This is a genomic window from Microcystis sp. M53603_WE2, from assembly GCF_030065435.1.
This window is the reverse complement of sequence record NZ_JASJFF010001380.1, coordinates 1-16525: the sequence shown is the minus strand read 5'-3', so window position 1 is coordinate 16525 and position 16525 is coordinate 1. Positions and strand designations below refer to the sequence as shown.

3 protein-coding genes are annotated in these 16525 nt (G+C 41.2%); all 3 read left to right on the top strand.

Translation table 11 applies throughout. The features are described from left to right. A partial coding sequence (locus tag PX481_RS28980; RefSeq protein ID WP_288097423.1) for a non-ribosomal peptide synthetase occupies window positions 1-11120 on the top strand: 11120 nt, incomplete at its 5' end. Between the two features lie 165 nt (window positions 11121-11285). Then, window positions 11286-15542 (top strand): non-ribosomal peptide synthetase, encoded by a 4257-nt coding sequence (locus tag PX481_RS28975; protein ID WP_288097420.1) that lies wholly within the window; start codon window positions 11286-11288, stop codon window positions 15540-15542. Window positions 15543-15819: 277 nt separating this feature from the next. After that, on the top strand, window positions 15820-16299 hold the full coding sequence (locus tag PX481_RS28970; protein ID WP_043999063.1) for a hypothetical protein: 480 nt from the start codon (window positions 15820-15822) through the stop codon (window positions 16297-16299). Window positions 16300-16525: the final 226 nt, after the last annotated feature.

The following is a 16525-nucleotide window of genomic DNA, read 5'->3' as shown; positions in this document are numbered from 1 at the left end:
CACAGGTGGGGATTCACGACAACTTCTTTGAGTTGGGTGGACATTCATTATTAGCAACGCAACTAATTTCGCGCATCCGTGAGGCTTTTCAGGTAGAAATGCCCTTACGCGAGTTATTTGTTGCACCGACAATCGCCGAATTGTCCCAAGAAATAAAACGGCTTTCCGAAGGAGAACAACTCACTGAACTGGCGATTTTACCCAGGGACAAAGCAGCAGAGTTACCCCTATCTTTTGCTCAGACTCGTCTCTGGTTTTTGGCTGAATTTGAGTCGAATAGTTCTTTTTATAATATCCCCCTAGCCTTGCGTTTAGAGGGAAACCTGAACTCAGAAATCTTAATCCAGAGTTTAGAAGAAATTTGCGATCGCCACGAAGCTTTACGCACCAACTTTATTACCGTTGATGGTATCCCTACCCAGGTTATACAAGCACGAACCTGGACAGTTACGGTTGTGGATTTACAGCATTTATCTGGTAGTGAACAAGCAATTGCCTCCCAAGAGTTAGCACAAAATCAAGCGATTCAACCCTTTGACTTAGCCGGTGAACCCTTAATCAGAATCACTTTAGTGGTGTTATCTGAAACGGAACATCTCTTATTAGTCTGTATGCACCACATTGTCAGTGATGGCTGGTCAATGGGAGTATTTCTTCAGGAACTAACCGCCCTCTATAATGCCTATATTCAGGGTTTATCTTCGCCTCTAAATCCCCTATCTATCCAGTATGGAGATTTTACCCTTTGGCAAAGACAATGGCTGCAGGGAGAGGTATTGCAACAGCAACTAGACTACTGGCAAAAACAGTTAGCCGGCGCACCGGCCCTCCTATCTTTACCAACAGATAGACCTCGACCCAATCAACAAAGTTTTGCTGGGGGACATTTACCCTTTAGCCTTTCTTGGGAATTAACCGAAAAACTGACCCAATTAACCCAGGAACAGGGTGTCACCTTATTTATGACCCTGTTAACCGCTTATGCTGTCTTACTTTACCGTTATACAGAACAGGAAGACATCTTAATTGGTACTCCCATTGCTAACCGTAATCGCAGTGAAATTGAAGGTTTAATCGGCTTTTTTGTCAATACTTTGGTCTTGCGAATTGACTTGTCAGGTAAGCCCAATTTTAATCAGTTATTGGGTCGAGTACGGGAGATGGCAATGGATGCCTATGCTCATCAGGATTTGCCCTTTGAAATGTTAGTAGAAGTCCTACAACCTGAACGAGATTTAAGTCACGCGCCTTTATTTCAAGTGGATTTTCTGCTGCAAAATAGTCCCCCGTCTCCCTTAGAACTAATAGACTTAACTGCCACTCCCCTCACCACAGAAAATGACACCGCCAAATTTGATCTAACCCTGGCTATGGAGAATACCGGTGCAGGATTACAAGGGGTATGGGAATATAATACCGATTTATTTGATCGCAGTACCATTGAGCGATTAACAGGAAATTTCATCACCCTACTAGAAGCATTGGTTGTTAACCCGCAGCAGCCAATTTTCCAACTACCATTATTAACCGAAGTAGAGGCAAAAGAATTATTAAAAGACTGGAATGCTACCGAAAAAGCATATCCTTTCCATCAGTGCGTTCATCATTTATTTGAAGAACAAGCAGCACGAACCCCGGCTGCAGTAGCAGTGGTCTTTGAAGGTCAAGAATTAACCTATCAAGACTTAAATATTCAGGCGAATCAATTAGCCCATTATTTACAATCTTTGGGGGTAAATTCAGAAGTTTTAGTTGGTATTTATCTAGAGCGGTCGCTGTTAGTTATTGTCGGATTATTAGCAGTTCTCAAAGCTGGAGGATCCTATATACCTTTAGATCCAGATTATCCCCAGCAACGGTTGACTTATATGGCAGAAGATGCACAAATTTCTCTACTGCTAACTCAAGAAAGTTTACTCGATTCTTTACCAGCAGAAGATGTGGGGGTAATTGTCTTAGATAAATTAGCCGAGATTTTGACGGTTCAAAGTCCAGAAAATCCCCTCAGTGAAGTGGTTCCAGAAAATTTACTATGCCTATTATATACATCTGGTTCAACCGGTAAACCTAAAGGAGTGATGTTAACTCACGCGGCCTTAGTTAATCATAGTTGGGGCATTAGTGAAGTATTCGGTTTAACAGAATCTGATCGCGTTTTACAGTTTGCTTCCTTTGGCTTTGATGTCGCTGCCGAAGAAATTTTTCCCACTTGGTTAAAAGGTGGCACAGTGGTCTTAAGACCAGGGCAAATGTTCCCAACTTTGACTGATTTCGCCGATTTTATCGAACAAGAAAGCCTCACCGTTTTAAATATTACCCCCGCCTATTGGCATGAATGGGCGCTCGCCGTTTCCCAATCATTAGCTACTGTACCATCCAGTCTGCGGGTCGTCGCCGTGGGAGGGGATGCAGTGTTACCAGAAACCGTCAATATTTGGCGACAAATGGTCGGAAAACGGGTTCAATGTATTAATGTATATGGCCCCACAGAAGCGTCTGTAACCGCCATAGTTCATGATTTGCTAGATTATCAGTCAGAAAAAATCAATTCAGTGCTGATTGGTCGTCCCATTGCTAATACCAAAGCATATATCTTGGATCAAAATCTGCAACCTGTACCCATTGGAGTTAAGGGAGAATTGCATTTATGCGGTGTTCGTTTAGCGCGGGGTTATCTGAATCGTCCCGAATTAACTGCTGAAAAATTTATTGACAATCCCTTTGCTCATTCACCGTTCAATCGTTTGTATAAAACGGGAGATTTAGCGCGTTATTTACCCGATGGTAATATTGAATGTTTTGGCCGGATTGACAATCAGGTTAAAATTCGCGGATTCCGTATTGAGTTAGGAGAAATTGAAGCGGTACTTAACCAAAATATTGATGTACAAACATCTTGTGTGATTATTCGGGAAGATACTCCGGGGGATAAATATTTAGTCGCCTACATAGTAGCTCATTATGAACGGATACCGATGATTAGTGAACTGCGTCAGTTTCTGTCCAGTAAATTGCCTCTGTATATGGTTCCTCAAGCTTTTGTTTTTCTGGAATCTTTACCCCTTACTACTAATCGTAAGGTAGATCGTCGCGCTTTACCCGCACCAGATAAAATAGGGAATCGCCGGGATCAATATGTAGCACCACGCAATGGAATTGAAGAGATGTTGGTGCAAATTTGGACAGAAATACTCAAAATAGAGCAAGTGGGAATTTATGATAATTTCTTTGAAATTGGCGGCCATTCTCTCCTCGCAACTCAATTAGTTTCTCGGATTCGGAGTTTATTTAAAATAGAACTACCTTTGCGGAGTTTATTTGGTGCAGCTACGGTAGCCGAATTAGCGCATCTTATTGGACAATTACAGCAGCAAAATCTCACGCTAACAGTACCCCCGATTTTACCGAGAACTAAGGATACAGAACTACCTCTATCTTTTGCTCAACAGCGTTTATGGTTTTTAGATCAATTGCAACCAAATAGCGCTTTATACAATATACCGATGGTGTTGTATTTCCGAGGCAACCTCAATCAAAAGGCCTTAGAACAAAGTTTACGAGAAATCTGTAATCGCCATGAAGTATTACGGACTAATTTTGTCACGATTGATGGACAACCGACTCAGATTATTCAAACAACAAGGGAGACAATATCGGTCGTTGATTTACAAGATTTACCCATCCATGAACAAGAAGAAAAAACAGAGCAATTAAAGCAAAAACAAGCCACTCAAACCTTTGATTTAGCCAAAGAATCTTTAATCAGAATCACTTTAGTGGTGCTATCGGAGACGGAACATCTCTTATTAGTGTGTATGCACCACATTATTAGTGATGGTTGGTCAATCGAAGTATTTATTCACGAACTGACCAGCTTATATAATGCTTACACTCAAAATCATCCCGCAAATTTAGCTCCCTTACCGATTCAGTATGCAGATTTTGCACTCTGGCAAAAACAATGGTTACAAGGGGATGTCCTACAAAGTCAATTAAATTACTGGCAAAATCAACTAACAGCTGCACCCCCATTATTATCTCTTCCCACAGACCACCCTCGACCTGCGGTGCAAAGCTTTGTCGGTACTCAGCAAGAATTTTCCCTTTCCCCCAAACTTAGCCAAGCTTTGACTGAATTGAGTCGCCAACAAGGGGTGACATTATTTATGACGCTATTGGCTGCTTTTGATGCTTTACTGTATCGTTATACAGGGTCAAGTGATATTTTAGTAGGAACTCCCATCGCTAACCGGAATCGCGGTGAAATTGAGGGTTTAATCGGCTTCTTTGTTAATACTTTAGTGATGCGGACGGATTTATCAGATAATCCGAGTTTTAGTCAGTTATTAACCCGTGTTCGGGAAGTGACAATGGATGCTTACGCGCATCAAGACTTACCCTTTGAAATGTTAGTCGAAGCGTTGCAACCGGAACGGGATTTGAGCCATACTCCCCTATTTCAAGTCGCTTTTGTCCTGCAAAATACACCTAAGTCTGAGATTGCAATGACGGGATTAACGGTGACAGATTTGCCTCCAGAAAATACCACAGCTAAGTTTGATTTAACCTTAGCTATGGTTAACACCGATGATGGCTTAAAAGGTGTCTGGGAATATAATACTGATTTGTTTGAGAGTAGCACTATTGAGCGATTATCAGGGCATTTTCTCAACTTATTAGGGGGAATTGCGGCCAATCCTCAAGCGCGGATTTCCCAATTACCCTTACTGACAGAAAGCGAGACTAATCAGTTATTAATTGAGTGGAACAATACTCAAGTTGACTATCCTGAGTATAAGTGTATTCATCAATTATTTGAGGAACAGGTAAAACGCACACCCGATGCGGTAGCGGTGGTCTGTTCCCAGCAACAATTAACCTACAATGAGTTAAATTGTCGTGCTAATCAACTAGCCCATTATTTGCGGAAATTAGGAGTAAAACCAGATGAATTAGTGGGGATTTGTCTAGAACGTTCCTTAGACATGATTGTGGGATTATTGGGGATATTAAAAGCGGGTGGTGCATATCTACCTCTCGACCCAGATTATCCCAGTGAACGGCTACAATTTGCCATCGCTGATGCTCAACTGTCATTATTGCTAACTCAAGAGGGATTAATCGATAAACTACCCGAACATCAAGCGCCGCTAATCTTGTTAGACAGATTCACAGAAGAACTCAACCAAAATAGCCAGGATAACCTCACAGGAGTAGTAACAGCCAATAATTTAGCTAATCTCATTTATACCTCTGGTTCTACAGGAAAACCCAAAGGGGTAATGGTGGAACATCGGGGACTATTTAACCTAGCTCAAGCGCAAATTAAAACCTTTAACGTACAGTCAAACTCTCGCCTTCTCCAGTTTGCTTCCCTCAATTTTGATGCTTCTATCTGGGAAATTATCCTGTCCATGGGAGCAGGTGCAACCCTTTATTTAGACAGCAAAGATGCTTTAATGCCCGGGTTGCCATTAATGGGAATATTAAAAGATTATGGTATTACCCATATTATTTTACCCCCCTCAGCCTTAGCGGCTTTGCCCCTAGAAGAAATACCAGAGTTACAAACTATTATTGTAGGGGGAGAAGCTTGTTCAGAAGAATTGATCAAACAATGGGCTACGGGTAGAAATTTCTTTAATGCTTATGGACCGACAGAAACCAGCGTTTGTGCCACGGTAGAAAAATGGACAGATGAAACCCTGAAAGTAACTATTGGTCGCCCCATTGCTAACACCCAAATTTATATCTTAGACTCCCATTTACAACCTGTCCCGATTGGTGTTCCGGGAGAATTACATATTGGTGGTATGGGATTAGCGCGGGGTTATCTCAATCGTCCCGAATTAACCCAAGAAAAATTTATTCCTAATCCTTTTGAGAAGGATGAAGTGATCCCCCCAACCCCCCTTAATAAGGGGGGCAATGAGCCGTCAAAATTATATAAAACGGGAGACTTAGCCCGTTATTTACCCGATGGTAAAATCGAATATTTAGGACGCATTGACAATCAAGTAAAACTTCGCGGCTTCCGTATTGAATTAGGAGAAATTGAATCGTTACTCAACCAAAATGAGGCGGTACAGTCTTCTTGTGTGATTGTTCGTGAAGATAATCTAGGGGATAAACGCTTAGTTGCTTACGTTGTACCGCAACCCGAAATCAACCTGACAATTAACGAAATACGGCAATTTTTGCGAGCAAAATTACCCGACTATATGGTCCCAACTGCGTTTATTCTTCTTGATGCTTTCCCCTTAACTCCCAATGGCAAAATAGACCGCCGTGCTTTACCTGTTCCCGATTTACAGAGCCAAGGTGAATATATAGCTCCCCGTAACCCCATTGAAGAAAAAATGGCGCAGATTTGGGGTGACGTACTGAAATTAAAACGAGTCAGTATTGAGGATAATTTCTTTGAATTAGGTGGACATTCTCTGTTGGCAACTCAAGTTATTTCTCGATTACAGGAAACCTTTGAGATTGTTGTTCCCTTGCGTTATCTGTTTGAATCTCCAACCATTGCTCAGTTAAGTGCGGTAATTTTAAAAGAACTGCAAACAGGTTTAGGGTTAAAGCTACCATCAATTGTCCCCGTTAATCGGGAGGATGATATTCCCCTATCCTGGGCCCAGGAACGTCTCTGGTTTGTGAATCAATTAGAAGGAGAAAGTGGGGCTTATACTATTGATTTAACTATGCGTTTGCGCGGAAATCTCAATGTTAAAGCCTTAGAAAAAGCTTTCCAAGCCATTATTCAACGCCATGAACCCCTACGGACTCAATTTAAACTCAAAGATAACAAACCAATACAAGCGATCGATCCTAATGTAACCTTCACCTTACCAGTTGTCAATCTGCAAAACCTCAGTCATTCTGAGCAACAGGTAAAAAACCTGTTATTAGCAGCAGCATCCGAACCTTTTGATCTCGAATCAGGTTCAGTATTACGAGTCAACTTATTGCAAGTCAAGACAGAGGAATATGTACTATTATTAGCTATTCATCATATTGCGGCTGATGGTTGGTCAATAGGTGTTTTAATCGATGAATTATCGGTCTATTATCGAAGTTTCTGCACCGGGACAAAAGCAGATTTACCTACTTTATCGATACAGTATGCTGACTTTGCCCTGTGGCAGCGTCAATGGTTAACTAATGAAGTATTAGACCGTCAATTAAGCTACTGGAAGCAACAATTAACCGGGGTTCCCCTACTACACCAACTTCCCACAGACCGTCCCCGGCCAGCAATCCAAAGTTTTCGCGGAGGGACGGAGCGACTGCAACTAGATAGTCAACTAACGCAACAACTGAAAAAACTCAGTCAAGAGTCCGGTAGCACTCTCTTTATGACATTACTAGCGGGTTTTGCTGTGTTACTATCTCGTTATAGTCAACAAACAGATGTGGTAATTGGTTCACCAATTGCTAACCGTAATCGCACCGAAATTGAAGGGTTAATTGGCTTTTTTGTCAATAGTTTAGTGTTAAGATTTGATTTATCTCAAGACCCGACCTTTGAGGATTTTCTCGCGCAGGTCAGACAAACTACTCAAGACGCTTACGACCATCAAGATTTACCCTTCGAGATGTTAGTCGAAAAATTACAAATTGAGCGTCATTTAGATCGTAATCCTTTAACACAGATAGTTTTTGCCCTTCAGAATGCTCCTAGTTCTCCCTGGGATTTACCCGGAGTAAACATTGAGGAGATACCATCAGGACTTGATTCAGTTAGGGTTGACCTAGAACTTTACCTCTGGGATGCAGCCGAAGGATTGGGCGGTTTTTGCTCTTATAACAGGGATTTATTTGATGCTGAAACCATTGTCCGTATGATGACTCATTTTAAGACTTTGTTAGCGGCAATTGTAGAAAATCCCCGTCAATCATTAGCTTCACTACCCTTATTAAACCCAGAGGAAGAGTATCAACTATTAGAGGGTTGGAATGAGACAAAAGCTGATTACTCCTATAACAAGTGTATTCATCAATTAATTGAGGAACAAGCAGCGCGTACCCCTGATGCAGTAGCAGTAGTCTTTGAAAATCAACAGTTGACCTATGCAGAATTAAATAGTCAGGCCAATCAACTAGCTCACTATTTACGCTCTTTAGGCTTAGAAACCGAGGTAATAGTCGGTTTATGTGTAGAGCGCTCTTTAGACATGATTGTGGCATTAATAGGCATCCTTAAAGCCGGTGCTGCCTATCTCCCCCTTGACCCAGAATATCCTCAAGAACGCCTACAATTTATGTTAGAGGATAGTCAAGTCCCCTTATTACTAACCCAAAGTTCACTGATTGATAAACTCCCAAATCATCGAGGCAAAACTGTATTTTTAGCTGAAATTTGGCAAGAAATTAAACCAATGAACCGGGATAATTTGACGGGGAAGGTAACAGCTTCTAATTTGGCTAATGTGATTTATACTTCTGGTTCTACGGGTAAACCTAAAGGGGTGATGGTTGAACATCAAGGGTTGTCTAACCTTGCTCTGGCGCAAATTCAGACTTTTGCTGTGTCTTCTCAGAGTCGAGTGCTTCAATTTGCTTCTTTTAGTTTTGATGCCTGTATTTCAGAAGTTTTAATGGCTTTGGGAGCGGGAGCGAGACTTTATTTGGCAAGTAAAGAAAATTTAATGCCCGGTTTACCTTTAATCAAGCAATTACGGGAGAATAAGATTACTCATATTACTCTACCGCCATCAGCTTTAGCGGTACTACCGTGGGAAAATCTTTCCTCTCTGCAAACTATTATTGTCGCCGGGGAAGCTTGTTCTCCTGAATTGGTGAAAAAATGGTCACAGGGACGAAATTTCTTTAATGGTTATGGACCCACCGAAGGAAGTGTTTGTGCAACGGTAGCTAAATGTACGCCGGTTGATGAAAAAATAACTATTGGTCGGCCAATTCCTCATGTGCAGGTTTATATTTTAGACTCGCATTTACAACCGGTTCCTATCGGTGTACCCGGGGAATTACACATCGGAGGAGCAGGAGTAGCCAGAGGTTATTTGAATCGCCTAGAATTGACAGCAGAGAAATTTATCTCTAACCCGTTTGTCTCCCTTGATCCCCCCCTAACCCCCCTTGATAAGGGGGGAGAGCGGCCGTCAAAATTATACAAAACGGGAGATTTAGCTCGTTATTTACCTGATGGAAAAATTGAATATCTGGGACGAATTGACAATCAGGTTAAAGTAAGGGGTTTCCGCCTTGAATTAGGGGAAATTGAAGCAGTTTTGAGCCAACATCCCCTAGTACAAGAAGCGGTTGTGATGGCTCGCGCTGATCAGGCAAGTGATCATGATCAAGACCAGCTTAATACTAATTTGGTAGCCTACTTAGTTCCGGCTCTCAAGGGTCAAGTATTGCCCGAACAGCTTGCTCAATGGCAGAGTGAATATGTTAGTGATTGGCAAAAGATTTACGAAGAATCCTACAGTAAACCCCAACCTCAAACCGAGGACCCCACTTTTAATATTAGTGGTTGGAATAGTAGTTATACGCGACAAGCTATTCCCGCAGCAGAAATGCAGGAATGGGTTGATCAGACAGTGAGCCGAATTTTAGGAAATCAACCACCACAACGAGTGTTAGAAATTGGTTGCGGAAGTGGATTATTGCTATTCCGTGTGGCGAAACATTGTCAGGAATATTGGGGAGCCGATTATTCCGCTGCTACTATTAATAACCTAGAACATTTATGTGGCACAATTGAGGGTTTAGAGGGCAAAGTAAGATTATTACACCGAACAGCAGATGATTTTACCGGCATTCCCCAAGCTACTTTCGATCGAGTAGTAATTAACTCTGTTGTTCAGTATTTCCCTAGTGTGGATTATCTATTACAAGTTATCGCAGGAGCAGTCAAGACGATTGCGGATCAGGGTAAGATTTTCCTAGGTGATATCCGTAGTTTGTCCTTACTAGAGCCTTACCATGCCGCGGTACAGTTAGCTCGTGCCGAAGCTAATAAAACCCTTGAACAATGGCAAAAACAGGTGAATCAAAGTGTAGCTACCGAAGAAGAATTGTTAATTGCACCTCAGTTCTTTATCGCGCTTAAACAACGTTTTCCGCGAATTTCTTGGGTAGAGATTGCACCGAAACGGGGTCAGGCGGACAATGAGTTAACTCAATTCCGCTATGATGTTACTTTACATCTGGATACTAATGGGCAAAAAACGACAATTCCTTGGCTAAATTGGCAGCGGGATCGGTTTTCTTTAGGGCAACTGCAAGATAAATTGAAACTGGAACAACCAGAATATTTAGGCATCAGGGATGTACCCAATCAACGAGTACAAAAGGCACTACAAATTTTAGACTGTTTAGAAAATCCTCCTGGGGTAACAACGGTGGGAGAATTGCGGCAATTGTTAGCAAAAAATACCGGAATAGGGATTAATCCTGAGCAAATGTGGCAACTGGGAGAACAGTTAGATTACACTGTTCATCTCAGTTGGTGGGAAGGTAGTCAAGATGGTTCTTTCGATGTGGTTTTCTGTCGCCAGAATGCCATCTTAGAACCGATAATAAGTAAAGTTGATGAACAACCATACCCCAATTTTTGGGATGATGAGACGATTATTCCCAAATCCTGGACTGATTATACGAATAATCCTCTATATGGTAAATTAGTCCAGAAGCTGATACCACAGGTGCGGGAATTTGTCCAACAAAAGCTACCTAGTTATATGGTTCCCCAGGCTTTTGTTTTGCTTAATACCCTACCTTTGACTCCTAATGGTAAAGTAGATCGGCTGGCTTTGCCTACACCCGATACAGCTACACGCAATTTAGCTACGGGATTTCTCGCACCTCGTACCCCGATTGAAACTCAAATGTCTCAAATTTGGAGTGAAGTTTTGGGAGTCGAACGTATTGGAATTAAGGATAATTTCTTTGAATTGGGAGGACATTCTTTGTTAGCAACTCAGGTTATTTCCCGTTCCCGCGATCTTTTCTCGGTGGAATTGTCTTTACAAAATCTGCTGGAATACCCAACTATCGCTAATTTAGCCCAAATTATTGAAGTTCTTACCGTTGCACCGGGAGAAACAGCTATGACTGAAACCTTAGAAGATTATGAGGATGGTGAATTATAAAAACAGTTAAAGTTTTAGCTGATATCAATAGTTTAGCAAGACAGTTAAAACGGCAAAGGACAAATATTGATCCTAGTCAATGGCAATCTGATGTACTTTTACATCCTCAGGGCAAACTTCGTGATTTAGAGCTAATTTAACAACAACTTTGGAGGCAATTGGTAAGTGAAAGTAGGAGATTTTTTAGCGTATTTGAAGGGTTTAGACATTAAACTATGGCTGGAAGGCGAAAAACTTCGTTTTCAGGCTCCCAAAGGGGTTATGACCCCAGAAATTAAAGAAGAAATCGCCGCCAAAAAACCTGAAATTTTGGACTTTTTAAGAGCGGCAAAAATCCCAACTAATACTGTTGATTTAGAGATTATTCCCGTGTCACGGGATCAGGATTTACCCCTCTCTTTTGCTCAACAACGACTCTGGTTTTTACACCAACTTTCCCCCGATAGTCATTCCTATAATCTGTTGGACGCTTTGCGGTTAGAAGGAAACCTCAATCTATTAGCTTTAGAACAAAGTCTCAGTGAACTGATTCGCCGTCACGAAATTTTAAGAACCACTTTTCCCATGGTAGAAGGGCAACCAATTCAGCGCATTGCTCCCCCTTCCCCCGTAAGTTTACCCCTGGAAGATTTACAAGGTTTATCAAAGAATGAACAAACAGAACATCTGCAAGAAATAGCGATTGCTCTCTCCTTAAAACCCTTTAATCTAGCCAAGGAATCATTAGTCCAATTTAAGTTACTTAAACTCAGTTCCCAAGAGTATGTATTGCTGTTGAAGATGCACCATATTATTTACGATGGTTGGTCTTTGAGCATCTTCTTTGATGAATTATCTCAACTTTATGCGGCCTTTGTCCGGGGGTTGCCTTCCCCTCTCCCTGAATTATCGATTCAATACGCCGATTTTGCTGTATGGCAACGTCAATGGCTCACTGGTGAAGTTTTGGAGCGTCAACTTAATTACTGGCAAAAACAGTTACAAGATGCACCTACTATTTTAGAATTGCCGACGGATTATCCCCGTCCTCCAATTCCTAGTTTCCGGGGTGATGGGCAGGTTTTTCGCCTGAATCAAGACTTAACGCAACGCCTCAAACGGTTAAGTCAGGAGTCAGGAGCAACACTATTTATGACTTTACTGGCGGCTTTTTTTGTCCTAATTTCTCGTTATAGTGGTCAATCAGATGTTTTGGTAGGTTCTCCGATAGCTAATCGTAATAGTTCGGCAATTGAGAAATTAATGGGCTTTTTTGCGAATACTTTGGCTTTAAGGGGTGATATGTCGGGAAATCCGAGTTTTCTGGAGTTATTAGAACGAGTAAAGCAAACAACTTTATCAGCTTATGCCCATCAAGATTTGCCTTTTGAAATGTTAGTAGAAAAATTACAATTAAACCGAAATTTAAGTCATAATCCTTTGATACAGGTGATGTTTTCTCTGCAAAATACTCCCCAATCTGAGGCCAGTTTATCTGGCTTAAAGATGGAGAGTTTGCCTTTATCTGTTGAGCTTAAAGCGCGATTTGATTTAGAGGTAAATTTTTGGGAAGTTTCTGATCGTTTAGAAGCGGTTTGGTGTTATAGTACGGATTTGTTTGCTGCCCCCACTATTAACCAAATGGGGCAACATTTTCAGAATCTCTTAACTGCGATTGCAGCTAATCCCAATATGGGAATTTTTCAGTTATCGATGTTAAGTGATGAAGAACGTTATCAATTGTTATCATTGTGGAACGAAACTCACACAGATTATCCCTCTGATCAATGTATTCATCAATTATTTGAAGAACAGGTAAAACGCACACCCGACGCGGTAGCAGTGGTATGTTCAGAGCAACAATTAACCTACAATGAATTAAATTGTCGTGCTAATCAATTAGCCCATTATCTGCGAAAATTAGGAGTAAAACCAGAGGAATTAGTGGGGATTTGTCTAGAGCGTTCCTTAGACATGATTGTGGGATTATTGGCTATTCTTAAAGTCGGTGGAGCTTATGTTCCTATTGACCCAGATTATCCCCAAGAACGCATTAGCTTTATGCTCCAAGATACCCAGGTTAAAATACTGTTAACCTGCGAATCTTTACAGAATTTCTTGCCAAATCATCAGGCTATTGTTGTCTGTTTAGACAAAGATTGGCAACAAATTAATCAGGCAAGTCAGCAGAATCTTAACAGCGCGGTTTCTGCGGATAATTTAGCCTACGTCATTTATACTTCTGGTTCTACAGGAATACCCAAGGGTGTTATCGTCACTCATCAAGCAGTTAATCGACTGGTATTAAATACTAATTACATCCAGTTTACTCCTGATGACCGCGTTGTTCAAGCGTCTAATATTGCTTTTGATGCCGCTACTTTTGAAATTTGGGGGGCTTTACTTAACGGTGCTAAGATTATTATTATCGCTAAATCAGTTTTGCTCTCACCCCAAGAATTGGCACTAAGCTTAAAGGAAAATCGGATTAGTGTCTTATTTTTAACCACAGCACTTTTTAATCAGTTAGCCAATTTAGTTCCCCAAGCTTTTAGTAACTTACGCTGCTTACTATTTGGGGGTGAAGCAGTTGAACCAAAATGGGTACAAGAGGTACTAGAAAAAGGTGCGCCACAACGGTTGCTTCATGTCTATGGGCCAACGGAAAATACAACGTTTTCTTCCTGGTATTTAGTGGAAAACATAGCTTCTACAGCCACAACTATTCCCATTGGTAAAGCGATTGCCAATACCCAAATCTATTTGCTGGATAAAAATCTCCAACCTGTCCCGATTGGTGTAGTAGGAGAATTACATATTGCTGGTGCAGGATTAGCCAAAGGTTATCTTAACCGTCCCGAATTAACCCAAGAAAAATTTATTCCTAATCCTTTTGAGAAGGATGAAGTGATCCCCCCAACCCCCCTTAATAAGGGGGGCAATGAGCCGTCAAAATTATATAAAACGGGAGACTTGGCCCGTTATTTACCCGATGGTAATATTGAATATGTAGGACGGATTGACAATCAAGTAAAAATTCGCGGCTTCCGTATTGAATTGGGAGAAATTGAGGCTGTACTTAGTCAAAATCAGGCGGTACAGTCTTCCTGTGTGATTGTTCGTGAAGACAATCCAGGGGAAAAACAGTTAGTTGCCTATATTGTACCTAAGCTAGGAGTAAAGCTAACAAGTGGCGATTTGCGTCAATTTCTTAGCCATAAATTGCCCGGTTATATGGTTCCTGGTGCTTTTGTGCTGCTGGAGTCTTTCCCTTTAACAGCTAACGGAAAAATTGATCGTCGTGCGTTAAAAGCTCCTAGTAATACCAGTGATTCAGACAGATTTATTGAAGCGCGTAATCAGTTAGAATTAAACCTCGTGCAAATCTGGTCAAAAGTGCTAAAGATTGACAAAATTAGCGTGCATGATAACTTTTTTGACCTCGGTGGTCATTCCCTTTTAGCTCCTTATTTAATCACCCAAATTAAAGAACAGTTAGGCAAGGAAATTGCCGTAACTACAATATTTCAAAACCCAACTATTGAACAGTTAGCGACCATTATCCAAACCGATGCAGATTCCTCTAACCAGTCTTGTTTGGTTCCCATTCAACCCCAGGGTTCAAAGCCTCCTTTCTTCTGTGTTCCAGGCGCCGGGGGACGACCATTTTATTTTTACCATTTAGGACGTTGTTTAGGAAAAGATCAACCTTTCTACAGTTTTGAAAATGATCTCTATCAACAGTTTGGAGAAATCACTCGCATTGAGGATATAGCAAGTATTTATCTTCAAGCCATGCAGGATTTACAACCCCAAGGCCCCTACTTTTTGGGAGGACATTCCTACGGTGGTAATGTGGCTTTTGAAATGGCTCAACAGTTGGTTAATCAGGGTCAACAAGTGGCATTACTAGCAATCATTGATTCTTCAGCACCCACTTATAAAGACAAACAAATTTTGCTTGATTATATTAATTGGGATCATGCGCGATGGTTAGCTGAAGTCAGCAAAGGTATCGAAGTTTATTTAGATAAAACCATCGATATTTCCTATGAAACTCTTCAACTCTTAACAGTGGAGGAACAATTAAAATACGCCTTAAACTTTTTTAAACTGGCTAATATGCTTCCTCCCAATGCGGAAACTAGGCAGCTTGAAAAAATTGTCCAAGCCTATAAAACTAGCTGTTTATGTCTGATTGATTATCTCCCTAAACAGATTTATCCTGGTAAAATTACGATTATACGGGCCAGGGAGGAATTAGCTGATGATCCAAATAAAGATTTAATAGCTGGAGATTGCGAGGATTCCTCTTTAGGCTGGAGTGAATTTTCTACAGAGCCAGTTGAGATTCATTTCGTACTAGGAAATCATGTCTCGATTATGGTGGAACCCCATGTCCAGATTTTAGCCGAAGAGTTAAAAGTTTGCCTTGAGATTTGATACCAAACCCGTTTTTAAGACTATGGTTCACTCCCAATTCAACTTGAAAAACACAGTTATCAATTGTTTCTCACCAATCTCCTCTATCTTTTCAACAGGATTTAATCTAAGAACTGACGATTTTCTACAAGTTGTGTGAACGGTAAGACTAATGTAAAATGCTGCAAGGCATCTGATTGCTAGACAGCCGATTTGTATTCTTTTGCCTTACCATGGATTTTATATGAATGAAATCCCGACCAACCAATCCAACTTAGTGATTTTAGGAGTCTCATCAATGACGGAAACTACTGAAACGGCCATTCCCAATGATTTTCTCGGAATTAATCCCACAGAAATCAACAAAAAACTTGTCTCCTGGGGAATTTCTCTGGATGAAGTTGTTCAAAAACTTGCTTCTCTGGGACTCCCCGGCATTATTTTCATTATTGCTGTTGCCGCATCCGGTGGTACTGCCTATCCGATGATTTACGCACTTTTTGGGTTAGGCGGTCCGCTGGGACTAATTGGTGGACTTGGGGTCTTAGGCATCTCTACCATTATTGGTGACATTGTTACGGGTTATGGCATTGAGGCACTGCTTAAAACGGTCTATCTCAAACGTCGTGAAACAGAAACTCAAGAATATCTCATCAATGAGGTGGAAGGTTTGCCAATTTCTCAAGTTCTAAAACTTAACCTGAAAAAGGCTATTGAAGTAGAAATTGCTGCCGAAGAACCCATTGCTCCCAAAGAAGTCGAAATTGCTGAGGAGTAGTTTTAACTTAACCAAGCACTTTCTCCCTCCTCTACCCTGCTGCCCTCACCGGCAAATTGACTTTTTCAGCAAACCCTAAATACAACCCACATTCCGCACCCTAAGTGTCACAACGTCTCAAAAGAGGAAGGGGCGTGAGTCAAAATACTTATCTAGAGGAGTGAGTTGGCGGCAAGCTGCCGGCAACTAAGCCGAAAATTTCAGAGTTCCCCCGGTCATTCTCAAT